Source organism: Streptomyces sp. NPDC008092, assembly GCF_042957285.1.
In the GTDB taxonomy this organism is placed as follows: domain Bacteria; phylum Actinomycetota; class Actinomycetes; order Streptomycetales; family Streptomycetaceae; genus Streptomyces.
Genome location: NZ_JBIBHY010000008.1, coordinates 336,782 through 358,716, shown reverse-complemented (window position 1 = coordinate 358,716; position 21,935 = coordinate 336,782). Strand labels below are relative to the sequence as shown.

At 71.5% G+C, this 21,935-nt stretch carries 16 protein-coding genes; 7 read left to right on the top strand and 9 right to left on the bottom strand.

What is annotated here, in order from left to right; translation table 11 throughout:
* Positions 1-42: 42 nt before the first annotated feature.
* Both dnaJ and ACFZB3_RS27130 read left to right on the top strand, forming a co-directional pair.
* Entirely contained in the window at positions 43-1,218 is a 1,176-nt protein-coding gene (gene dnaJ, locus ACFZB3_RS27135) for a molecular chaperone DnaJ (protein ID WP_391379450.1), read from the top strand.
* A 5-nt stretch (positions 1,219-1,223) separates the two neighbouring features.
* On the top strand, positions 1,224-1,670 hold the full coding sequence (locus ACFZB3_RS27130) for a heat shock protein transcriptional repressor HspR (protein WP_351713617.1): 447 nt from the start codon (positions 1,224-1,226) through the stop codon (positions 1,668-1,670).
* 58 nt (positions 1,671-1,728) lie between these two features.
* On the opposite strand, the gene ACFZB3_RS27125 is transcribed toward ACFZB3_RS27130, so the two are convergent.
* Complete coding sequence (locus ACFZB3_RS27125; protein ID WP_391379447.1) at positions 1,729-3,696, bottom strand: PA14 domain-containing protein; 1,968 nt, start codon at positions 3,694-3,696, stop codon at positions 1,729-1,731.
* Positions 3,697-3,989: 293 nt separating this feature from the next.
* Between ACFZB3_RS27125 and ACFZB3_RS27120 the strand changes: the two genes are divergently transcribed.
* On the top strand, positions 3,990-5,099 hold the full coding sequence (locus tag ACFZB3_RS27120; protein ID WP_391379444.1) for a substrate-binding domain-containing protein: 1,110 nt from the start codon (positions 3,990-3,992) through the stop codon (positions 5,097-5,099).
* 213 nt (positions 5,100-5,312) lie between these two features.
* On the opposite strand, the gene ACFZB3_RS27115 is transcribed toward ACFZB3_RS27120, so the two are convergent.
* Genes ACFZB3_RS27115 through ACFZB3_RS27105 form a run of 3 tightly spaced genes read right to left on the bottom strand, consistent with a single transcriptional unit; the run spans position 5,313 to position 8,633 of the window.
* Positions 5,313-6,155 (bottom strand): transglutaminase N-terminal domain-containing protein, encoded by an 843-nt coding sequence (locus ACFZB3_RS27115; protein ID WP_391379442.1) that lies wholly within the window; start codon positions 6,153-6,155, stop codon positions 5,313-5,315.
* Position 6,156: 1 nt separating this feature from the next.
* Positions 6,157-7,089, bottom strand: a complete 933-nt coding sequence (locus ACFZB3_RS27110; protein ID WP_391379440.1) for an alpha-E domain-containing protein — start codon at positions 7,087-7,089, stop codon at positions 6,157-6,159.
* Positions 7,086-8,633: a circularly permuted type 2 ATP-grasp protein gene (locus tag ACFZB3_RS27105; RefSeq protein WP_391379439.1), complete on the bottom strand. Its 1,548-nt coding sequence runs from the start codon at positions 8,631-8,633 to the stop codon at positions 7,086-7,088. Before ACFZB3_RS27105 ends, ACFZB3_RS27110 begins: the two co-directional genes overlap by 4 nt.
* Before the next feature lie 394 nt (positions 8,634-9,027).
* Between ACFZB3_RS27105 and ACFZB3_RS27100 the strand changes: the two genes are divergently transcribed.
* Positions 9,028-10,080 carry a LuxR C-terminal-related transcriptional regulator gene (locus ACFZB3_RS27100; RefSeq protein WP_391379437.1) on the top strand — a complete coding sequence of 351 codons (1,053 nt, stop codon included), beginning with the start codon at positions 9,028-9,030 and terminating at the stop codon, positions 10,078-10,080.
* Here the strand turns inward: ACFZB3_RS27100 and ACFZB3_RS27095 are convergent.
* Positions 10,043-11,032 carry a helix-turn-helix transcriptional regulator gene (locus ACFZB3_RS27095; protein ID WP_391379435.1) on the bottom strand — a complete coding sequence of 330 codons (990 nt, stop codon included), beginning with the start codon at positions 11,030-11,032 and terminating at the stop codon, positions 10,043-10,045. The genes ACFZB3_RS27100 and ACFZB3_RS27095 overlap by 38 nt on opposite strands.
* On the bottom strand, positions 11,029-11,994 hold the full coding sequence (locus tag ACFZB3_RS27090; protein ID WP_391379433.1) for a helix-turn-helix transcriptional regulator: 966 nt from the start codon (positions 11,992-11,994) through the stop codon (positions 11,029-11,031). Before ACFZB3_RS27090 ends, ACFZB3_RS27095 begins: the two co-directional genes overlap by 4 nt.
* 373 nt (positions 11,995-12,367) lie before the next feature.
* Between ACFZB3_RS27090 and ACFZB3_RS27085 the strand changes: the two genes are divergently transcribed.
* The 3 genes from ACFZB3_RS27085 (at position 12,368) to ACFZB3_RS27075 (ending at position 16,451) form a co-directional block, all read left to right on the top strand.
* Positions 12,368-12,664 carry a (2Fe-2S)-binding protein gene (locus ACFZB3_RS27085; protein ID WP_046730465.1) on the top strand — a complete coding sequence of 99 codons (297 nt, stop codon included), beginning with the start codon at positions 12,368-12,370 and terminating at the stop codon, positions 12,662-12,664.
* A gap of 520 nt (positions 12,665-13,184) precedes the next feature.
* A complete protein-coding gene (gene clpB / locus ACFZB3_RS27080) occupies positions 13,185-15,818 on the top strand; it encodes an ATP-dependent chaperone ClpB (protein WP_391379431.1) in 2,634 nt (877 codons plus the stop codon).
* 102 nt (positions 15,819-15,920) lie between these two features.
* On the top strand, positions 15,921-16,451 hold the full coding sequence (locus tag ACFZB3_RS27075; protein ID WP_391379429.1) for a YbjN domain-containing protein: 531 nt from the start codon (positions 15,921-15,923) through the stop codon (positions 16,449-16,451).
* 3 nt (positions 16,452-16,454) lie between these two features.
* Here the strand turns inward: ACFZB3_RS27075 and ACFZB3_RS27070 are convergent, their stop codons facing one another.
* From ACFZB3_RS27070 to ACFZB3_RS27060, 3 genes are all read right to left on the bottom strand, one after another.
* Positions 16,455-17,636 carry a hypothetical protein gene (locus ACFZB3_RS27070; RefSeq protein ID WP_391379427.1) on the bottom strand — a complete coding sequence of 394 codons (1,182 nt, stop codon included), beginning with the start codon at positions 17,634-17,636 and terminating at the stop codon, positions 16,455-16,457.
* Positions 17,637-17,747: 111 nt separating this feature from the next.
* The gene (locus tag ACFZB3_RS27065; RefSeq protein WP_391379424.1) at positions 17,748-18,104 is read right to left on the bottom strand and encodes a hypothetical protein; all 357 of its coding nucleotides are present in this window, start codon (positions 18,102-18,104) and stop codon (positions 17,748-17,750) included.
* A complete protein-coding gene (locus ACFZB3_RS27060; RefSeq protein WP_391379422.1) occupies positions 18,094-21,822 on the bottom strand; it encodes a hypothetical protein in 3,729 nt (1,242 codons plus the stop codon). Before ACFZB3_RS27060 ends, ACFZB3_RS27065 begins: the two co-directional genes overlap by 11 nt.
* Between the last annotated feature and the right edge of the window lie 113 nt (positions 21,823-21,935).

Here is a 21,935-nt window from a genome sequence, read left to right as displayed (position 1 = left end):
CGTAGGTAACACGCGGAACACCGGAAAGGGGGCGCGTCGGGGATGAGCACCAAGGACTTCATCGAGAAGGACTACTACAAGGTCCTCGGCGTCCCCAAGGACGCCACCGAGGCCGAGATCAAGAAGGCGTACCGGAAGCTCGCGCGCGAGTTCCACCCGGACGCCAACAAGGGCAACGCCAAGGCCGAGGAGCGCTTCAAGGAGATCTCCGAGGCGAACGACATACTCGGCGACCCCAAGAAGCGCAAGGAGTACGACGAGGCACGCGCCCTCTTCGGCAACGGCGGCTTCCGCCCGGGGCCGGGCGCGGGCGGCGGCAACTTCAACTTCGACCTGGGCGACCTCTTCGGGGGCAACGCCCAGGGCGGGGGCGGCGGCTTCGGCGGCGGCGGCTTCAGTGACGTCCTGGGGGGCCTGTTCAACCGGGGCGGCGGCACGGCCGGCCGTACCCAGCCGCGGCGCGGCCAGGACATCGAGTCCGAGGTCACGCTCAGTTTCACGGAGGCCATCGAGGGCGCCACGGTCCCGCTGCGGATGTCCTCGCAGGCCCCCTGCAAGGCCTGTTCGGGCACCGGCGACAAGAACGGCACCCCGCGGGTGTGCCCGACCTGCGTCGGCACCGGCCAGGTGGCGCGGGGGTCCGGCGGCGGCTTCTCGCTCACCGACCCGTGCCCGGACTGCAAGGGCCGCGGCCTGATCGCGGAGCACCCCTGCCTGGACTGCAAGGGCAGCGGGCGCGCCAAGTCGTCGAGGACCATGCAGGTCCGCATCCCCGCCGGGGTGACCGACGGCCAGCGCATCCGGCTGCGCGGCAAGGGCGCACCGGGCGAACGCGGCGGCCCCGCGGGCGACCTGTACGTCATGGTGCACGTGGACACCCACCCGGTGTTCGGCCGCAAGGAGGACAACCTCACGGTGACCGTCCCGGTGACCTTCACCGAGGCGGCGCTCGGTGGCGAGGTCAGGGTCCCGACCCTGGGCGGGCCGCCGGTCACCCTGAAGCTGCCCCCGGGCACGCCCAACGGCCGCACCATGCGCGCCCGTGGCAAGGGCGCGGTCCGCAAGGACGGCACCCGCGGCGACCTCCTGGTCACCGTCGAGGTGAGTGTCCCGAAGGACCTGTCGGGGAATGCTCGTGACGCACTGGAGGCGTATCGCGAGGCGACCGCGGGCGAGGACCCGCGCGCCGAGTTGTTCGAGGCTGCGAAGGGAGCATGACAGAGATGGACGGCCGTCGACGCAATCCGTATGAACTGACCGAGGAGACCCCGGTCTACGTCATCTCGGTGGCGGCCCAGCTCTCCGGACTGCACCCGCAGACGCTGCGCCAGTACGACCGCCTCGGCCTGGTCTCCCCCGACCGCACGGCCGGGCGCGGCCGCCGCTACTCGGCCCGCGACATCGAACTGCTCCGTCAGGTGCAGGCGCTGTCGCAGGACGAGGGCATCAACCTGGCCGGCATCAAGCGCATCATCGAACTGGAGAACCAGGTCATAGCGCTCCAGCAGCGCGTCGCCGAACTCCAGGCGGCCGTCGACGGTGCGGCGACCGCGATGCAGCAGCGCGAGGCCGCCGTCCACGCGTCCTACCGCCGCGACCTGGTGCCGTACCAGGAGGTCCAGCAGACCAGCGCGCTGGTGGTGTGGCGGCCGAAGAAGGCGAAGGACTAGCAGCATCCGCACGAAAGGGCCCGGAGGCCGTGCGCCTCCGGGCCCTTTCGCATGCCGGTCACGGCTCCAGGACCGCCTGGTCCGCACCCGGTGCCGACTCCGTGCCGTCGGCGTACAGCGCGGTCACCCAGTAGTAGTGGGTGGTGCCGCGGGCGGCCGTGGTGTCGTCGTACGTGCGCTCCGTCGTGGTCGCCAGCTTCTCGTAGGTCTGCGTGGCCGGGTTCCAGCGGTAGACCTGGTAGCCCGTCGCCGGGCCGACCGCGTTCCACCCCAGGACGACACCCGAGTCGGTCGCGTCCGCCGTCAGGGTGAGCGGGGAGCCCTCCGGGGTCGCCACCGACGGGGTCAGGTCCAGCTCGTCGACGGCGACCGCGGACACCGGCCCCAGCCAGCTGCTGGAGTTGTTCGCGTTGTCGATCGCGTTCACCCAGTAGCAGGCGTGGTCGCCGTCCGGCAGCCGTACGTCCCGGTAGTGGGAGGTGCCCGCCGGCAGGTACGCCCACTCCGAGCCGGAGCAGACCTGCTCCTCGCCCTCCTCGCCGAGGACCGTGCCCCGGTAGACGACGTACCGCTTCAGGTCGGGCTCGGTGTTGTCGTCCCAGTCCAGCTCGATGCCGTACTCCGTGGCCGTCGCGGTCAGACCGGTGACCTGCGCCGGCGGCTTGTCCGACTCCAGGGTGGTGACGGTGGCCGTCCCCGAGGGGAGGGACACGGAGGTCAGCTGGTCCTCCGTCGTCACCACGTAGTGGTAGGTGGTGCCCTCCGCCGCCGAGTAGTCACCGCAGCTGTACCGCCGTGACCCGTCGGGGAGTTCGGCGTAGGTCGTGGTGCACGGCACCGGCGTGCCCGAGGTGCTGACGGGCAGGGTCGTCGAACGGTAGACGTGGAAGGCGTGCTCCCGGCCGTCCCCCGGCTCGACCGTCCAGCTCAGCAGCGCGGCACCGACGTCCGCGGTCGCCGTGAGGTCCCGGGGCGCGGCGGGCGGCCGGTGGACGCTCGCGGGGTCGCTGTACGGCGACAGATGGCCGGAGCCGTCCAGTGCGGCCACCTTGTACTCGTAGGCGGCGCTCCGGCCGAGCGTGTCGTCGCTGAAGGAGATCCGGTTGACGTCCTTGACCGTGTCGACGCCGCTCGGATCGGTGCGCACCACCCGGTACTTCACCGCGCCCGGCACCGCCCGCCAGGTCACCGTGGCCGTGGTGTCCGTGACCGACCAGCCGAGGCCGGCCGGCGCGGCCAGCGTGATGCTGGTGACCGGCTGGTCGGCGGTGCCGGCGGACTCGTTGCCCGCCCTGTCGTAGGCGCGCACCTCGTAGTAGTAGACGGCACCGGTCGCGGGCGGTGCGTCGGTGTACGAGGTCGCGGTGGCGGCGGTCAGCCGGGTCCAGCCGGTGCTGCCCCGCAGCCGCCGGTAGACGCGGTAGCCCGCGAGGTCCATCTCCTGGTTCTTCGTCCAGCTCAGCTTCGCCGTGTTGGATCCGCCGGCGTAGGACACCAGCGGGTCCGCCGGCGTGAGCGGCGCGATCTTGTCGACGGTGGCCGAAGTGCGGGGCGTGTACGTGAACTTGACCTTGGCGGCGCCGGTGAAGTTGGCGTAGTCGACGCGGAGGGTGTGCTTGCCCTTGGGGACGGTCACGTTGACGGTCTTGCTGACTGTCTTGGTGGTGTTCTTCCACAGGTCGGTCCTGCGGACGCCGTCGAGGTAGACCCGGATGCCGTCGAGGCCGGAGGCGGCGAGGGCGAAGGGTCCGCCGGAGCCGAAGTCGCGGGTGACGGTCCAGCGCACGCCGAAGTTGTCCTTCGGCAGTCCGGACGCCGGAGCGCCGCTCCAGCTCTCGTCGATCGTGGTGTCGCAGTCGGTCTTCTTCGGGGTGCCCTTGAACGCGGTGTTCGCGAACAGCTGGCGCTTGAAGACCGGCGAGTTGCACGTCGTGGCCGCCGACGCGGTCACGACGGCGCCGCCGAGCAGGGTGCCGGCGGTGGCTAGCACCACGGTGGTGGCCGCGGCGCTTCTGGCTGGGTTCATTCGATCCTCTGGTCGTATCCGCACGACGGGCATGGTCGTTCCGGATGTCGACTCGTGAGGAACCGCGTTGGTTGTACTGATCTTTGCCTACCCATGAACTCCCTTTGGATGGAGGGTCCGTAAAGAGTGTTTGGAGGGGGTTCCGCTCCGCCTTCACAGGAGCAGCGGAGCGTGGTGTTGCGCACTCGTTAAGTGATTCCGCTTGACGCCGGGTGTGGCGTACGCGTTGGCTTTTCAGACATCTGGGTCGCAAAGCAGCCCACGTCCGGAACGCACCTGAAGTGAGCCCCCGTATGCGTCGTATAGCCATGTTTGTGGCCGCGTCCACGATGACCCTTTCGCTTGCCGGCTGCGGCGTGCTCAACGCGACAGGATCGTCGACGTCCGCGAGCCCGACGAAGGGCAACGACATCACGGTGGGCGTGCTGATGCCGGACAAGATCAACACCCGGTACGTCAACTTCGACTACCCGATCATGGCGTCGAAGATCGCCGAGCTGACCAACAAGCAGGGCAAGGTCGACTACCAGAACGCCGCGTCGTCCGCCTCCACGCAGGCGACGCAGATGCAGAAGATGATCGACGAGAAGATCGACGTGATCATCCTGGACGCCGTCGACGCGCACGCCATCGCGGGCACGGTGAAGAAGGCCAAGGCTGCGGGCATCCCGGTCATCGCCTACGACCGCCTCGCCGAGGGACCGATCGACGCCTACGTCTCCTTCGACAACGAGCTGGTCGGCGAGGTGCAGGCCCGCACCCTGCTGGAGGCGCTCGGCTCGAACGTCGACACCTCCGACAAGGTCGTCATGATCAACGGCTCGCCGACCGACCCGAACGCCAAGCAGTTCAAGACGGGCGCCCTGTCCGAGCTGAACGGCAAGGTGACGACCGCGAACCTCTCCTACGACACCAAGGACTGGGACCCGAAGATCGCCGCGCAGGAGGTCACCAAGGCGATCGGCGCGATCGGCAAGGACAACATCGCCGCCGTCTACTCCGCCAACGACGCGATGGCGGGCGGCATCGTCCAGGCCCTCAAGGCGGCCGGCGTCACCCAGATGCCGCCGATCACCGGCCAGGACGCGGACCTCGACGCCATCCAGCGGATCCTCACCGGCGAGCAGTACATGACCGTCTACAAGCCGTACCCGGACGAGGCCGAGGCCGCCGCCCAGATGGCCGTGTACAAGGTGCAGGGCAAGGACATCCAGTTCGACGCGCTCACCCAGGACACCGTCGACAGCCCCACCAACAAGGACATTCCGTCCCAGCTGGTGCAGGTCAGCGCCGTGACCAAGAGCAAGATCAAGGACACCGTCGTCGCGGACGGCATCTACAAGATCTCGCAGATCTGCACGGCCGACTACAAGACCGCTTGCGCGGAGGCGGGGCTCAAGTAAGCCCTGCGGACGGCCCCGTTCCCTGCGAGGGGAACGGGGCTGCTGTGTGCCGGAGGTGGGGACGCTTACCGGCGCTTGCAGGGTGCCTCCCCCAGCCTTCGGCCGGGGGGACCCCCAGCGCCCACCCGTGCCGCCCTGCGGCACGCCTGCCCGCAGCTATGTAGGGGCGCAGGGAACTGCGCGGCCAGCCCCCGCCGGCCCGCGGACGAACGACTACGCGACCCTCGTGAACTCCACCGTCACCTCCGGTGCCCCGCCCGGCACCCCCCGGTAGATCCCCTTGTGCGGGGTGACGTCGTCGTAGTCGCGCCCCCTCCCCACCACCACGTGGTCCTCCCCCGCCCGTACCCGGTTCGTCGGGTCGTACCCGCACCAGTCGCCGGCCCAGTACTCGATCCACGCGTGGCTCTGCCCGGCGACGGGCCGGTTCGGCTCCGCCTCGCGCTCCGGGTGCAGGTACCCGGAGACGTACCGGGCCGGCAGCCCCAGCCCCCGCAGCAGGGCGATGGTGAGGTGGGTGATGTCCTGGCAGACGCCCGCCCGCTGGGCCCACGCCTCCGCGGGGGACGTGTTCACGCCGGTCGCGCCCGGCAGGTAGGTGACGCGGTCGGCGACCAGCCCCGAGACGGCCACCGCGGCCTCGTGCGGGCCCAGCCCCTCCGCCGCGGCCAGCGCCTTCCTCACCAGCTTCTTCGGCACCGACGTCCGCCCGGTCGGCGTCACGAACTCCAGCAGCCTCGACGTCGCCGCCCGTTCGGCCAGCTCCGGCCACCCCGGCGCGGCCGGCAGCGGGCCCGGCGCCGCCGTCTCCACCAGGCTGGACGCGGTGATCGTCAGGTCCTCGTGCGGCTCCAGGAGGTCGAAGCCGGTGACCTGGGTGCCCCAGTAGTCCCAGTACGACCAGACGGCGGTCGCCGGCTGCACCGTGACCCGCGCGTCCAGGGTGGTCTGCCCCGGCAGGGTCAGCGGGGTCATCCGGACCTCGTTGTGCGAGGAGGCCGCGGGCTGTGCGTAGGAGACCCGGGTGGTGTGCCGGATGCGGAGGCGACGAGCCATCTCAGGCTCCTTCCTGGGCCCACTGAACGGGCCCCTGGTACGGGAAGAACCGCTCCGCCACCGCGTCGGCGGACGCCATGCAGGCCTGCTGGAGGTCGCGCAGCAGGCCGGGCAGCTGCTTCTCCAGGGAGGCGGTGTCCAGGTATTCGAGGCGGGTGCGGGCCCGGCCGACGGGGGAGCGGGCGGGGTCCTTGCGGGGCCGGCCGAGCGCCGCCAGGCACTCCTCGGCCGTGGTCAGCGCGTGCAGTGCCGACCGGGGGAAGTCCCGGTCCAGGAGCAGGTATTCGGCCACTCTCGGGGTGTCGCCGAACCCGCTGTGCACCCGTGCGTACGCCTCGTCGGCGCCGCTCGCGCTGAGCAGCGTCGGCCAGTCCGGCGCGTGCGCCGCGTCCAGCACGCGTACCGAGAGCAGCCGTACGGTCATGTCCACCCGCTCCAGGCTCCGCCCGAGGACGACGAACCGCCAGCTGTCGTCCCGGCTCATCGTGGAGTCGGCGAGGCCGAAGAAGAGCGCGGCGCGGCTGCGGACCAGCTCCAGGTAGGCGTAGGGGCCGGTACGGCGGGCCGCGCGGCGCCGGTCGCCGAGCGCGTGCCAGGTGGAGTTGAGGCACTCCCACATCTCCGAGGAGACGGCCTCGCGGGCGCTGCGCGCGTTCAGCCGGGCGGCGCCCAGCGCGCCCTCGATGGAGCAGGTGGAGCGGGCGTCGAAGGCGAGCTGGTCCAGGACCTGCTGCATGTCGACCCGTGCCGCGCCGGCGTCGACGCCGAGGATCGCGTACAGCGACCGGCAGGCGGCGTCCTCGTCGCGCCAGGGGTCCTCCAGCATCCGGTGCAGGTAGGCGTCGAGGATCCGGCCGGTGGCGTCGGCCCGTTCGACGTACCGCCCGGTCCAGGTCAGCGACTCGGCGATACGGGAGAGGATCACGTCGTTCACTGCTGCTGCGCTCCTTCCGGTACGACCGCACGGGTGCCGTCGGGGCCGAGGCGGCGCGGGGCGACGGCGGGGATCGGGCCCGCGCCGACCGGCTCGGGGCGCTCCGCCGGGCCCTCGGCGAGCACCCAGGTGTCCTTGGAGCCGCCGCCCTGGCTGGAGTTGACGATCAGGTTGCCCTCCTGGAGCGCGACCCGGGTGAGGCCGCCGGGCAGTACCCAGATGTCGTCGCCGTCGTTCACCGCGAACGGCCGCAGGTCAATGTGGCGCGGTGCCATCCGCTCACCCGAGAGGGTGGGAGAGGTGGAGAGGGCGACCGGGCGCTGCGCGATGAAGCCGCGCGGGTCGGCCGTGACGGCTTTGCGAGTGCGTTCCAGGGTGTCCCGGTCGGCCTTGGGTCCGATCACGATGCCCTGGCCGCCGGCCCCGTCGACGGGCTTCACGACCAGTTGGTCGATCTGGTCGAGGACGGCCTCCAACTGCCCTGGTTCATCGGGCCGGTAGGACTCGACATTGGGGAGAACCGGTTCTTCGCCGAGGTAGTAGCGGATCAGGTCCGGGACGTAGGTGTAGAGGAGTTTGTCGTCCGCGATGCCGTTGCCCACGGCGTTCGCGAGTGTGACGTTCCCCGCGATTGCGGCGCTCAGGATGCCGGGGCAGCCGATCACCGAGTCGGGGCGGAAGTGCAGCGGGTCGAGGAAGTCGTCGTCGAGGCGCCGGTAGACGACGTGCACGGGCACCTCGCCGCGGGTCGTGCGCATCCACACCCGGTTGCTCCGGCACACCAGGTCGTGCCCCTCCACCAGCTGCACGCCCATCAGCCGGGCCAGCAGGGCGTGTTCGAAGTAGGCCGCGTTGCTCGGCCCGGGGGTGAGGACGACGACCCGGGGATCGCTCGCCGTGCCGCCGGGCGCGGCCGCGCGCAGGGCGGCGAGCAGCCGCCCCGCGTACCCGTCCACCGGGAGCACGTGCTGCTCGGCGAAGAGCGAGGGGAAGATCCGGGTCATCGCCCTGCGGTTCTCGATGACGTAGGACACCCCGCTCGGCACCCGCACGTTGTCCTCAAGGACCCGGAAGGCCCCGGCCTCGTCCCGGACCAGGTCGATTCCGGCCACATGGATGCGCACCCCGCCGGGTGGCTCCACCGCGTGCGCCGCCCGGTGGAAGTGCGGCGAGCCAAGGAGCAGCCGCCACGGGACCACCTCGTCCTCGAAGGCCCGCGCGTGTCCGTAGGCGTCGGCCAGATAGGCCTCCAGGGCCCGCACGCGCTGGGCCACGCCTCTTCGTATGAGATCCCATTCCAGGGCGTCGAGGATCCTCGGCACCAGGTCCAGTGGCCAGGGCCGTTCCTCGCCCGCGAAGGCGTAGGTCACCCCCCGGTCGGTGAAGGCCCGGGCCATCTGGTCGGCCCGGAACCGCAGTTCACTCGGTTCGATCGGCTGGAGCGCAGCCAGTACCGGCTCATAGGCGGTCCTGACCTCACCCGGCCGCACAAACATCTCGTCCCACGCGTCGGCCAACGCGTACGCGTCGAATATGTCCGCCATGCAGGGACGTTAGAGCGGGCACGTAACGCGGCGATCACTGGCGGATTTCGGGGATTCGCCGGGACTGCCGCGTCACGCGCCCGCGAGCGGCCCTCCCTGCAACGCACCTCCCCCGTGGGTGCGTTGCACGGGGCCCCGGCCCGATCGGGGGAGGATGGCCCGGGGCCCCGTCGGGTGTCCGGCGACACCCGTGGGAAGCGGCTCCCACGATGCCGCGCACACCCCCCTGCCACCACCGTCATCTTGTTGCAACGCGGCTGGGGGAGGCGGTGCGATATCGGGTCGTATCCGGGTATTGCGACGTCCTGCGGGAGGGGAGCCGTGTTGCGGACCCGGTCCGGACCGCTCATAGTTGCGCTGCGGAAGAGGCAGCAAACCGGGGGTGGAATGGTCGATGGCCGGGCACGGGACGGAGGAGCATCCACACGGTGCCGACCGGCTGTGCGCCGTCGGGGACCGCGTGTACTCCCGGGCCGTGCGCCGGGGCCGGGTGCCGCGCACGGACGCCGACACGGTGCCCTGCCTGCTCGAACTGGCGCTGCTGCACCCCGACCCCGATGACATGGACTGGCTGGTGCCGACCGCGCCGCAGGAGGTCATGACCCGGCTGCTGCGCGGCGTGTACGACGAGGTGACGGAGAGCCAGCGGCGGGTGGGGTCGGCCGTCGAGGCGTTCGAGTGGTACGCCGGTCTGGGACGGCAGTTGCAGGCCGTGTCGGTTTCCGCGGAGGGCACGGCGGCCATCCGGGTGCTCGACGGGCTGTCCCGGATCCAGGCGGCCATGGACGAGGCGACGGAGGCCTGCACGCAGGAGGTGCTGACCGTGCAGCCGGGCGGTATCCGGCGGGAGTCGGAGCTGACCGAGGGGCTGCACCGGGCCGTCGCCCTGCGCGGGCGGGGCGTGCGGATGCGCGACCTGTACACGCACGTCGCCCGGCACGGCCAGGGCCTGCTCAACTACCTGGAACTGATGGGCGACGCGGTCGAGGCCCGCACCCTCGACGAGGTCATCGACCGGCTCATCCTCTTCGACCGCACGGTGGCGTTCATCCCCGCGAACCCGGACCGCACGATGGCCCTGGAGCTGCGCCACCCCGCCCTGGTCGAATACTTCGTCACGGTCTTCGAGCGCCTCTGGCGCCTCGCGCTCCCGCTCACCGCCCCGCTCCCCGACACCGGTATCGAGGGCATCTCGCACCGGGAGCAGTCCATCGCGGCGCTGCTCGCGGAGGGCCACCAGGACGCGGTCATCGCCGAACGCCTCGGCATCAGCGTCCGCACCTGCCGCGCCCACATCGCCCGCCTCTCGGAGACCCTGGGCGCGGCCAGCCGTACCCAACTCGGCGTGCGGATAGCGCAGGTGGGGCTGGACCGGCCGCCGGGCGGGGCGAGCGGGGCGCCGGCCGCGATCAGCCTTCCGGATCGAGGATCCCCGAGCGTGCGATGAGGTAGCCGAGCTGGGCGCGGCTCTCGCTGCCGAGGGTGCCGGCGAGTTTGGCGATGTGGACGCGGGCGGTGCGGATGTTCATGCCGAGGCGGTCGGCGATGACGGCGTCGGTGTGGCCCTCCACCAGGAGGGCGGCGATGGCCTGCTGGCGGGGGGTGATGCCGTTGACGGTGGGGCGGAGCTCGGCCTTGGGGAACATCGGGGTGGCCAGGCGCCAGAGCCGGTCGAAGGCGGTGACCAGGTAGTCGACCAGCGCCGGGTGGCGGACCTCCAGGGCGAGGGTGCCGTCGTCGTTGGCGGGGAGGAAGGCCACCGACCGGTCCATGACGACGAGCCGGTCGGGCACCTCGTCGAGGCCACGGGCCGTGCTGTCGCCCTTCAGGGCCTCGGCGTAGGTGAACACGTTGGGCACATGGCGCAGGGTGTTCTGGTAGAGCGTGCGGAACCGGCCGCCGCGGTCGAGGAACGCCTGGTCGCGTGAGTAGGCGGCGGGGAGGGCCTGGTCGCCGCGCTCGCCGATCAGACCGGCGTGCGGCTGCACGCACAGGATCTCCTGCCGGGCCTCCGCCATGGCCTCCCCGATGGCCTGGTTGATCCGCCGTGTGCCGCTCAGCAGCCGCAGGGCCGGGGAGTCCGTCGTCGTGCCGGGCGGTCCCTGGACGTTCATCAGCGGTTCGAAGAACTCCACCAGGCGCTGTTCCAGCCGCCATTCCTCGGTGACGCGGGCGCGGGCCGCGCGCAGCAGCCGGTTCAGGGCGATGTCCGGGGCGACGGGCTCCAGCCGGCCGGTGTCGTCGAGCGCGGGGTGGAGCAGTCCGAGGTCGACGAGGCAGGGGGTCTCGGCGGCGTCCTCCGCGGACAGCCGCCCGTCGCGCAGCGCGCGTTCGTACAGTTTCGTCCCCGCGTCGCACAGGTCCTCGATGCCGTGCTCGGTGTGCGGGGCGGCCGTCACCGGCTGCCGCCCTCCCCCGGGAGCGCCTGGTCCAGGATGCCGGACTGGGCGATGAGATAGCCGAGTTGGGCGCGGCTGCCACTCCCGAGGACCTGCGCCAGCTTGGCGATGTGGGCCCGGCAGGTCCGTACGTTCATGCCCAGCCGGCGGGCGATGGCCTCGTCGACATGGCCCTCCACCAGGAGTTTGGCGATGGAGTACTGGATCTCGGTGATGCCCTCGGAGTCGACCGTGTAGGGGCCGCCCGTGCTCATCGGGACGGCGCGGTCCCACAGGTACTCGAAGACCTTCATCAGGTAGCGGACCACGCCGGGGTGCCGCAGCTCCAGCGCGATCCCCTGGTCGTCGCGGGCCGGGATGAAGGCGATGGCCTCGTCGACGATGATCAGGCGCTCGACCAGCTCGTCGATGGTGCGGTACTCGAACTTGCCGTCGGAGAGCAGGGCCGCGTAGGCCAGCTTCTCCGGGTTGTAGCGGGCGGTGTGCTGATAGAGGCTCCGGACCTTCACACCCCGCTCGATCAGGTGACGGTCCCGTTCGAGGCCCCGCAGCAGGCTGGCTTCCGAGATACGGTCGGACGGCTGCACCGTGAGGATCTCGGACTGGGACTGGGCGGTGGCGAGGTTGAGTGCCGCGTTGATCCGCTCGCTGCCTTCCAGGACGGTGATCGCGTCGCTGGCCGTGTCCGCCTCCGGGCCGATCGCCATGAACGGCTCGAAGAACTCGGAGAGTTCGAGGGAGAGCTGTCTGCGTTCGGTGATCTCCCGCTCGATGGGGTTGAGCCGGCGGGCCAGGGCGACGGCGGGCGGGACCGGGCGCAGCCAGTCGGGATCGTCCGGATCGGGGTGGAGCAGCGCGCGCTCCATCAGACAGGGGGCGTCCTCCGCGTCCGCGCGGGCGACGCGTCCCGCACGCAGAGCAGTGGCGTAAAGACGGCTGCCTTCGTCACACAGCTCGGTCATCGCGTGAGGATGTGTCGCTTTCGCCCGCTTGGTTGTCAAATCTCCACCCCCCAGGGTCCTGAACATGCAGGAACATGATGCACTGTTTGTGTGGCCACCATGTGCCCGAATGAGCCATCGTCTTACCTGACGGGGGAGAGGAAACTTCAAGTGAGGACGAAGCCGACCATGCGGAACAGACTGCTTCGCTCGGTGGTAGCCGCCGCGCTCGCAGCCTTGGTGGCCATGGTGGTGTCGAGCGGCCTCTCCGGCCCGAAGAGTGACACCCAAGCCGTCACCGAATGGCCTGCGGTAGCTGTGAACGCCAGTACGGCAGACTGAGCTGGGAGCTGACGTGACCACCCCACCGGACGACCGATCCTTCCGCCGCGAAATGGCCACCGCCTACCGCTCGGGCTGGCATTTCATCGACCTGGTCACCGCCATCCCCCACAGCGGTGACTCGCTGATGGTGACCGTCTTCGGTGAGCCGGTCGTCGTCACGCGGGACGAGGACGAGGACGTACGGGCATACCGGTGCCTGCGCAAGCCCCGGGGTGCGCCACAGCCCGTCCGCTGTGCCGTCCGGTACGGAATGATCTTTGTGAACCTGGACCAACGGGACCACCGGCTGGCTGAGCCGGAAGTGCCGGACGTGAGGACCATCTCGGCCACCCCCCGCAGTGCCTGACGCGATTCCCCCGTCGTAAAAGATCGCTCAGGTGCTTCCCCCCGCAGCGGCGTCACCGTGACCTGAACACGGTGACGCCGCTGCAGTTTTCGGGGGACATTTCGCTGTATCAGCTGGTTTCGGCCAGGACTTACCGTGGCTGAAACTCACCGGTAGAACAGGGTGGCCGCCCCGGCGTCCCCGTGCCGCCGCGTTCCCGGTCGCCGCGCCGCGCCACCCGGGCCGGCCCCGCCTCCGCGCCGCAGGCAACCTGGTGCCTTTTCCGCCAGGAGTCCGTCCGGGGCCCCGTTCGGTGCGACAGTGTCCGCGCGGCAGGTGCCCATGGCCCGGAAGGCGCCCTCGGAGGGCCCCGGAAGCCACCCACGGAGGGTCTCCCCTGAACCCCCCCGGAAGTTCCCCTGAAGGTCTCCCGAGAAGGTGCTCCCCGGAAGGGCTCCCGCCCGTACCTTGAGTGGAATAGACTCAACTTTGTGTACGTTGGCTGAGTCAGCCGAACGATGCCGAGGAGGAGAACGCGAACGTGGACGCCGAGCTGACCAACAGGAGCCGGGACGCGATCAACGCGGCCAGCAGCCGGGCCGTGACCGAGGGGCACGCGGACCTCACCCCTGCCCACCTGCTGCTGGCTCTGCTGGCCGGGCAGGACAACGAGAACATCACCGACCTGCTCGCGGCCGTCGACGCCGACCAGGCCGCCGTACGCCAGGGCGCCGAGCGCGTGCTGGCCGCGCTGCCCAGCGTGACCGGTTCCACGGTCGCGCCCCCGCAGCCCAACCGCGAACTGCTCGCGGTCCTCGCCGACGCCGGCGAACGCGCCAAGGAACTCGGCGACGACTACCTCTCCACCGAGCACCTGCTCCTCGGCATCGCCGCCAAGGGCGGCGCGGCCGGCGAGGTCCTCGACCGCCAGGGCGCCACCGCGAAGAAGCTGGCCGAGGCCTTCCGGAAGGCGCGCGGCGGGCGCCGGGTGACCACCGCCGACCCCGAGGGCCAGTACAAGGCGCTGGAGAAGTTCGGCACCGACTTCACGGCCGCCGCCCGGGACGGCAAGCTCGACCCGGTCATCGGCCGCGACCAGGAGATCCGCCGGGTCGTGCAGGTGCTGTCCCGCCGTACGAAGAACAACCCGGTCCTCATCGGCGAGCCCGGCGTCGGCAAGACCGCCGTCGTCGAGGGGCTCGCGCAGCGGATCGTCAAGGGGGACGTCCCCGAGTCGCTGAAGGACAAGCGGCTCGTCTCGCTCGACCTCGGGGCCATGGTGGCCGGGGCCAAGTACCGCGGTGAGTTCGAGGAGCGGCTGAAGACCGTCCTCGCCGAGATCAAGGACTCCGACGGGCAGATCATCACCTTCATCGACGAGCTGCACACGGTCGTCGGCGCGGGTGCGGGCGGCGACTCCGCCATGGACGCCGGCAACATGCTGAAGCCGATGCTGGCCCGCGGCGAGCTGCGCATGGTCGGCGCCACCACGCTCGACGAGTACCGCGAACGCATCGAGAAGGACCCGGCGCTGGAGCGCCGCTTCCAGCAGGTGCTGGTCGCCGAGCCGACCGTCGAGGACACCATCGCCATCCTCCGCGGCCTGAAGGGCCGTTACGAGGCCCACCACAAGGTCCAGATCGCGGACTCGGCGCTGGTCGCCGCCGCGACCCTCTCGGACCGCTACATCACCTCCCGCTTCCTCCCCGACAAGGCCATCGACCTCGTCGACGAGGCCGCCTCCCGGCTCCGCATGGAGATCGACTCGTCCCCCGTCGAGATCGACGAACTCCAGCGCTCCGTCGACCGGTTGAAGATGGAGGAGCTGGCGCTGGAGAAGGAGACCGACCCGGCCTCCCGGGAGCGCCTGGAGAAGCTGCGCCGCGACCTCGCCGACAAGGAGGAGGACCTGCGCGGCCTCAACGCCCGCTGGGAGCGCGAGAAGCAGTCCCTGAACCGGGTCGGCGAGCTGAAGGAGAAGCTCGACGCCCTGCGCGGCACCGCCGAACGCGCACAGCGCGACGGCGACTTCGACACCGCCTCCAAGCTGCTGTACGGCGAGATCCCGCAGCTGGAGAAGGAGTTGGAGGCCGCCTCCGAGGCCGAGGAGGAGACGGCCAGGGACACCATGGTCAAGGACGAGGTCGGCTCCGACGACATCGCCGACGTGGTGGCCGCCTGGACCGGCATCCCGGCCGGCCGCCTGCTGGAGGGCGAGACCCAGAAGCTGCTCCGCATGGAGGACGAGCTGGGCCGCCGCCTGATCGGCCAGACCGAGGCCGTACGCGCGGTCTCCGACGCCGTACGACGGTCCCGCGCCGGCATCGCCGACCCGGACCGCCCCACCGGCTCCTTCCTCTTCCTCGGCCCCACCGGCGTCGGCAAGACCGAACTCGCCAAGGCGCTCGCCGACTTCCTCTTCGACGACGAGCGGGCGATGGTCCGCATCGACATGTCGGAGTACAGCGAGAAGCACAGCGTGGCCCGGCTGGTCGGCGCCCCGCCCGGATACGTCGGCTACGAGGAGGGCGGCCAGCTGACCGAGGCGGTTCGCCGCCGCCCGTACACGGTGGTGCTCCTCGACGAGGTGGAGAAGGCCCACCCGGAGGTCTTCGACATCCTGCTCCAGGTGCTGGACGACGGCCGCCTCACCGACGGCCAGGGCCGCACGGTCGACTTCCGCAACACCATCCTGGTGCTGACGTCGAACCTGGGCAGCCAGTACCTGGTCGACCCGGTCCTCGGCGAGGAGGAGAAGAAGCGGCAGGTCCTGGAGACGGTCCGGCAGTCCTTCAAGCCGGAGTTCCTGAACCGCCTCGACGACCTGGTGGTCTTCTCCGCCCTGGCCAAGGACGAACTGGCCCGGATCGCCCGGCTCCAGATCGACCGGCTCGCCAAGCGCCTCGCCGACCGCAGGCTCGCCCTGGAGATCACGCCCGAGGCGCTGGCCTGGCTCGCCGAGGAGGGCAACGACCCGGCCTACGGTGCCCGTCCGCTGCGCCGCCTGGTCCAGACCGCCATCGGCGACCGGCTGGCCAGGGAGATCCTGGCCGGCGAGGTCAAGGACGGCGACACGATCCGCGTCGACGCCTTCGGGGAGGGGTTGATCGTGGGTCCGGCGACGGCCGAGGAGGCTGTGGAAAACGCCGGTCAGGAGACCGGGAAAACGCTCTGAGCGGAATTACGCCAACGCGAGATGAACCCGCCGGGGCGGGGGTTGCCACCCCCCTCCCCGGATGGGGGAGGATGGCGGGATCCGTATGAAGGGAAAAACACGGTGACCATCGACCCGTCCTCGATTCCGAACTTCGGGGGCCAGCCCGAGCCGCAGCCCCAAGGACCGGCGGGCCCCGTCGTCCCGGATCAGGATCTTGTGAAGCAGCTCCTCGACCAGATGGAGCTCAAGTACGTCGTCGACGACGAGGGCGACCTCGCCGCGCCGTGGGAGCAGTTCCGTACGTACTTCATGTTCCGCGGCGAGGACGAGCAGGCCGTCTTCTCGGTCCGGACGTTCTACGACCGCCCCCACAAGATCGACGAGAAGCCGCAGCTCCTTGAGTCCATCGACGACTGGAACCGGCGGACGCTGTGGCCCAAGGTCTACACCCACACCCACGACGACGGCACCGTCCGTCTCATCGGTGAGGCCCAGATGCTGATCGGCACGGGTGTCGACATCAACCACTTCGTCTCGTCCACGGTCAGCTGGGTGCGGGCCGCGATCGAGTTCGACAAGTGGCTGGTCGAGCAGCTCGGCCTGGAGGAGGACGTCAACGAGGCCGACGGCCCGGAAGACGACGACGAGTAAGGCCTACAGCGGTGTCTGCGCGTACACGACGAGGTACGTGCCGTAGCCGAACGAGAGCCCGGCCAGGGCCGTGACCACCACCGTCGCGTGCCAGGGGCGGGCTCTCGCCGTGCGGACCAGCGCCCGGGCCAGCGGGAGCAGCAGCGGGAAGGCCGGGAGCAGGAAGCGCGGCTTCGACTCGAAGAAGCCCGAGCCGCCGAGGGCGATCAGCAGGAGCACCGCGGTGTAGGCGAGGAGCGGCAGCGGGGCGCGGTCGAGCGCCAGGAGCGCGAACAGGACGACCGCGGCCGCCACGATCACCAGCGCCATCGGGAAGACGAACCGGTCGCCGCGCAGCAGCAGCCTGCGGACGACGGCGAGCGAGCCCCGGCCGAAGTCGAAGCGCGAGCCCCACAGCCGCTGTACGCCGAAGTAGCCGCCCAGCGCGTCGCCGGTGCGGCGGCCGACCCACAGGACGTACGCGGTCCAGCCCAGCGGGGCGAGCGCCGCGCCCGTCCACAGCCTGTGGGTGACCCGGCCGCGGGCGCGGTACAGCTCGCGGCCGGCGGCGAGCAGGACGGCCGCCGCGACCGCGAAGCCGTTCGGGCGGGACAGGCCGGCCAGGGCGGCCAGGGTGCCCGCCCACAGCCAGTTCCCGGCCAGCACGGCATACAGCGACCAGGCGGCGAAGGCGGTCAGGACCGGTTCCGTGTACGCCATGGACAGCACCACGGAGTGCGGGAGCAGCCCCCAGAGCAGCACCAGCGCGGTGCCCACCGCACGGCCGTGCAGCCGGGCGCCCACCGCGTAGATCCCGCCCGCGGCGACGGCGGCGGCCGTCCACGACACGAGCAGCCCCGCGCCGGCCCCGCTGAGCGGGGTGACGGCCGTCAGGGTCCGGACGAGGGCCGGGTAGAGCGGGAAGAACGCCAGGTCGCTGTGGACGATGCCGGGGCCGAAGTACAGGGTGCGGCCGTAGCCGTGCGCCGCGATCCCCAGGTACCACGCCGCGTCCCACGACCTCCCGAGCAGCGTCAGCGGGTGCCGCCCGCCCGCCCAGGCGGCCAGCGCCAGCACGGCCATGCCGGTGAGCCGGACCGCCGCGAACAGTCCCACGGCCACCCCGCCCGCGGTGACCAGGGACAGCCGGGTGCCGGGCTGCTGTGCGACGGGCGGGGCGAGGGCGGTGGTGCTGGCGTGGCTCACATTCGCACCCTGCCGGGGGATCGGGGCGGGGGCGAGAAATGTACGCCCGATGGGGGAAAAGACCGTGCCCCGCCGGGATCGACCCGGCGGGGCACCGTCGTGTACGTGAGGTCAGTCGTCGTCGTCCTCGTCGGCCTCGAAACGCGGCAGGACGTCGGTGTCCGTGCCGTACGTGCCGAAGAGGTCGACCAGGGCCCTGGTCATGGCGTCCAGGCCGCCTTCGCGGATGACCACGAGGTCGGGGATCCGCAGGTACAGGCCGCCGGCGCACTCGCCGGTGGTGGACCGGTGGTCCATCACCTCGGCGATCTTCCGAGGGGTCATGAAGGTCGCGGTCCACCCCTTGCCGTCACGGGTGCGGATGACCGCGTCGATGTCCTCGGCGGTGTCGGCGTCGTCGTCCAGGGCGAGTACGTAGGTGACGGAGAAGTCGGCCGTCTCCACGGTCACCAGTGGTTCATGAGCCATAGGTCTTCAGCAGCTCCTTGATGACGTGCGGCTCGTTCGGCTTGTCGGACTTACCGATGATCTCGAAGCCGCCTTCGACCTCGCGGAAGAAGAGCCGTGCGCCCTTGTCGCCCCGAAGGTAGCGGATGCCGTGCGGCAGCGCCCTGGAGCCCTTGCCCGGCTGGTCGTTGCCGTCCAGCAGCTTGTTGATGAGCTGGTTCATCTCGCGCTGCACGTCCTCGTTCTTCGTGGACTTCTCGGCGAGCTTGGCGAGCTTGCTGTTCTTGCCGAGCGCCGAGGTCACGCAGATCTTCGGCTTGCCGGCGGCGGCGAACGCGGCCGGCCGGGCGGCGGAGGTGCCTGCCGCGAGGAGGCACGATACGGCGCTCTGGCCCTTCTTGACCCGGTCCAGGACCGTACGGAGCCGGTCCAGGGTGTCCTTGGCCTTGTCCAGCTTCTCCCAGAAGGAGTAGATGCCGTTGCTGACCCGGTAGATCGCCTTGCTCACGGCCGGAACCTTGCCGATGGCCGCGCCCACGAGGATGACGTTGACCAGTGTCCACAGGCAGCCCTCGACGTCGCCCTGGGTGAAGCACTTCTTGGCGTCGGTGTAGCCCAGCTCGTCGAGGAGGATCTGGCCGCCGTTGTCGACCACCCAGTCCATGACGTCCATGGCCAGCAGCTGCCTGGCCGCGCGGAAGTCGTCCACGCAGGACTGGCCGCACTGGGCGAGGAGCAGCGCCTCCTCGCTCTGGGAGAGGTCCGCCCCCGTGTCGGGCCTGGGGCCGTCCAGCGCGGCCTTGCGGGCTTCCTCCTGCTCCTTGAGGAACTCCTGCTCGGCGCGGTCGGCCGCCGAGTCGGCCGCCTTCGCGTCCGCGTCGGCGTTGGCCGCGGACTTCTCCGCGGTGACGGCGTCCTGCTCCGCCCGGGTGGCCGCCGAGTCCGCGGCGCCGGAGTCGCGGGTGGCGGCGTCGGCGGAGGCGCGGGCGTTCGTGGCGCTCTTCTCGGCCTCGGTGGCCTCGTTGTCCGCCGCGGCGGCCTCGCCGGCGGCGTCGCGGGCGGCGCTGTCGGCGTAGAACCAGTCGGTGCCCGCCTGCGCGACGTACTCGCCGGTCTTCGCGTCGGCCTTCTTCGCCGCCTCGGCGGCCTTGGCCGCCTCCGCCGCCGAGGCCCGGGCCTCGGCCACGGACTTGAGCGCGGCCGCCGCGTCGGCCGCCGCGGCCGCTGCCGCCTGCGCGGCGAGCTTGGCGTCGCCTGCGGCCTTGTCGGCCAGCGCCTTGGCGTCGGCGGCGGCCTTGGCCGCCTCCTTGGCCTTGGCGGCAGCCGCGGCTGCCTGCTGCTCGGACAGCGACATGGAGGTCTGGCCGATCAGCACGGCGAAGGCGGCCGCGGTGTCCGACTCGCGGTACGGGGTGCCCGCCGCGATGGCGGTGTTGGCGGGCTTGATCACCTCGGTCGCCGAGTCACGGGCCGCGGCGGCCGCCTGGCCGGCCGCGTACGCGTGTCCGGCGGCCTCGGCCGCCCACGCCCTGGTCCTGGCCGCCTCGTCGCGGGCCGCCTGGGCCTCCTGGCTCGCCTTCAGCGAGGCGGCCTGGGCCTTCTTGGCCTCCTTCTCCGCGTCGGCGGCGTTCGCCGACGCGGCCTCGGAGGCGTCGATGGCGTCGGCTGCCGCGGCATGCGCGACCGCGCCCGCGGCGACGGCCGTCTGGTAGGCCGACCACGCCTTGTCGGCGGCCGCGCGGGAGCGCTGCGCGGCGGCGTCGGACCGGGTGGCGGCGGCGCGGGCGTTCTGCGCGGCGGTGCTCGCCTCACCGGCGGCGGCACGCGCCCTGGTGGCCGCACCGGCCGCGTCGTCGGCGGCGGTACGGGCGGCGGTGGCCGCCTCCCGGGTCTCGCCGGCGGCGCCGGTGCCGACGGCCGCGGCGGCGGCCGACTCCAGGGCGGCGGCCCGGGACGCGGTGGCCTTCTTGTTGCGCTCCGCTTCCTCGGCCTTCTCGCGCGCGGCGGAGGCCCGGCCCTCGGCGAGGAGCGCTGTGGTCAGCTGCTCGTCGGCCGTCGTCGCGGCGGCCTCCGCGCGGCTGCGGGCGGAGCCGGCCGTCTCGCGCTCGTCGGCGGCGCGCTGCTCGGCCGCCTTCGCCTTGGCCCGTTCGCCGGCCGCGTTCTGGCGCTCCCGCGCGGCGACGCCCTTCTCCTGCTCGGCCTTGGCCCGCTGCGCCTTGGCGGTCTCCGCCGCGACCCGGGCCGTCTCCTGCGCCCGCTCGGCGGTGGCCTGCGCGTTCTTCGCCTTGGTGGCGTTGGCGGCGGCCTCCTTGGCCAGCGCGTCCGCGGACACGGCCGCCGCCTTCGCCTGGGCCGCCGCCTCCTGCGCGGCGATCCGCCGGAACTCCGTGTTGATGGCGTGGGCCTGGCTCTGGGAGAGCGCGAACAGGGTCTTGCTGTCGGCCACCGTCGCCTTCGCGGCGTTCACTGCGGTCTGCGTGGCCTTCGCCGCCGCCTGGGCCGCGGCGTACGAGGCCTTGGCGACCTGCACCGACTGCTGCGCGTACAACAGCCCGCGACCGCGCGGGGTCTTGGCCGCGTCGGCGACGACGTACGCGTCGTTCTGCGCGGTGGCGGCCTGGTCCGCGGCCGTCTTGGCGACGGCCACCGCCTTGTTGGCCAGCGCCAGTTGGTCGGCGGCCTTCTTCTGGGCGGTGGCCAGGTCCGCCTTGGCCTGGGTGAAGACCGCGGGCTTGGGCCGGTGGATGCTGTCCTTGGGCTGGGCGGCCCAGTACTTCTGCCAGAGGAGGATCTGGTCGGCCAGCCAGGCCTGCCCGATGGACTCGATCATCGCCTCGGTGGCCCTGCGGGCCTCCGCGGACGCGTTCGTCTCCGCGGCCATGATGGTGGCGCGGGGCTTGGCCTGAGCGGCGTACTCCTGCTCCCACTCCTGGTCGGCCGTCGCGACCACGGGGCTGAGGATCCGCCGGGCGTCGACGGGGTTGAAGCTGTCGCAGCCGCCCCAGGCGACCTTGAGGGCCTCCACCTCCATGCGGTACTCGGCGGAGCCCACCTCCGGCGCCTTGGTGACGAAGCCGCCGTGGCGCAGGTAGGAGGCGACGTCGCTCGCGGTGGTCGAGTTGTAGGGCCCCTTGACGTCGCTGTCCCGGAACATGACGCCGGCCGCGAAATCGTTCCAGCTGTCCTGGCCCTCGATCGCGGCGGCGGTCTTCCGCACCTGCTCGACCGAGGCCGGCGTGGGTACGCTCCGGCCGTCCTGCCCCAGCAGGCCGTACAGGTCCTGCTGCGGGCCGAGGGTGAACGCCACGACGTCCGCGTCGAACTCGGGGGCGTGGTAGCTGGTGCCCGAGTCCCACCCGGTCTGGGCGTAGATCTTGTTCGCGCCTTCCCAGCCCTCCTTGCGGGCACGGGACTTGTTCAGGTACTCGGTGACGCCGTCCTTGTCCTTGGACAGGGCGTCACCGAGGGGGCCCAGCTTCCAGAGAACGCCGTCGAGAGCGGTGGCGAGATCGGCGTCGGTGCCGTTCAGTGCCTTCGCGGCCGCCGCCTTCAGGGCGGGGCCGCCGATGTGCAGGGCCACACCGGCCATGCACCGGTCGACACGGGGCTGTTGGCCGAGGCTGATCCGCAGCAGGCCGCTGTCCGGATCCTGCGGCGGCGGTTCGTCGGCCCGGGCGGGCGCCGCGTACACCAGTCCCGTCAGTACGGCGGAGGCCGCCACCAGCGCGGTGCCCGCCATCCCCCTTGAGCGCAAGGCTCTTCGCATGTTGTCGCCTGTCTTCTGGACGATCGGTCGGCCCAGGAGAAGAGCAGGCGGGCATGGCTGTGCGACAGCCTTGGCCGGATCGCCGA

Bases quoted from the DNA above. Each gene is read 5' to 3' on its own strand.
- ACFZB3_RS27130 (WP_351713617.1), top strand. From the start codon at position 1,224: ATGGACGGCCGTCGACGCAATCCGTATGAACTGACCGAGGAGACCCCG.
- ACFZB3_RS27100 (WP_391379437.1), top strand. From the start codon at position 9,028: ATGGCCGGGCACGGGACGGAGGAGCATCCACACGGTGCCGACCGGCTG.
- ACFZB3_RS27120 (WP_391379444.1), top strand. From the start codon at position 3,990: ATGCGTCGTATAGCCATGTTTGTGGCCGCGTCCACGATGACCCTTTCG.
- ACFZB3_RS27060 (WP_391379422.1), bottom strand. From the start codon at position 21,822: ATGGCGGGCACCGCGCTGGTGGCGGCCTCCGCCGTACTGACGGGACTG.
- ACFZB3_RS27065 (WP_391379424.1), bottom strand. From the start codon at position 18,104: ATGGCTCATGAACCACTGGTGACCGTGGAGACGGCCGACTTCTCCGTC.
- ACFZB3_RS27105 (WP_391379439.1), bottom strand. From the start codon at position 8,633: ATGGCGGACATATTCGACGCGTACGCGTTGGCCGACGCGTGGGACGAG.
- ACFZB3_RS27115 (WP_391379442.1), bottom strand. From the start codon at position 6,155: ATGGCTCGTCGCCTCCGCATCCGGCACACCACCCGGGTCTCCTACGCA.
- ACFZB3_RS27085 (WP_046730465.1), top strand. From the start codon at position 12,368: ATGGCCACCGCCTACCGCTCGGGCTGGCATTTCATCGACCTGGTCACC.
- dnaJ (WP_391379450.1), top strand. From the start codon at position 43: ATGAGCACCAAGGACTTCATCGAGAAGGACTACTACAAGGTCCTCGGC.
- ACFZB3_RS27090 (WP_391379433.1), bottom strand. From the start codon at position 11,994: ATGACCGAGCTGTGTGACGAAGGCAGCCGTCTTTACGCCACTGCTCTG.
- ACFZB3_RS27125 (WP_391379447.1), bottom strand. From the start codon at position 3,696: ATGAACCCAGCCAGAAGCGCCGCGGCCACCACCGTGGTGCTAGCCACC.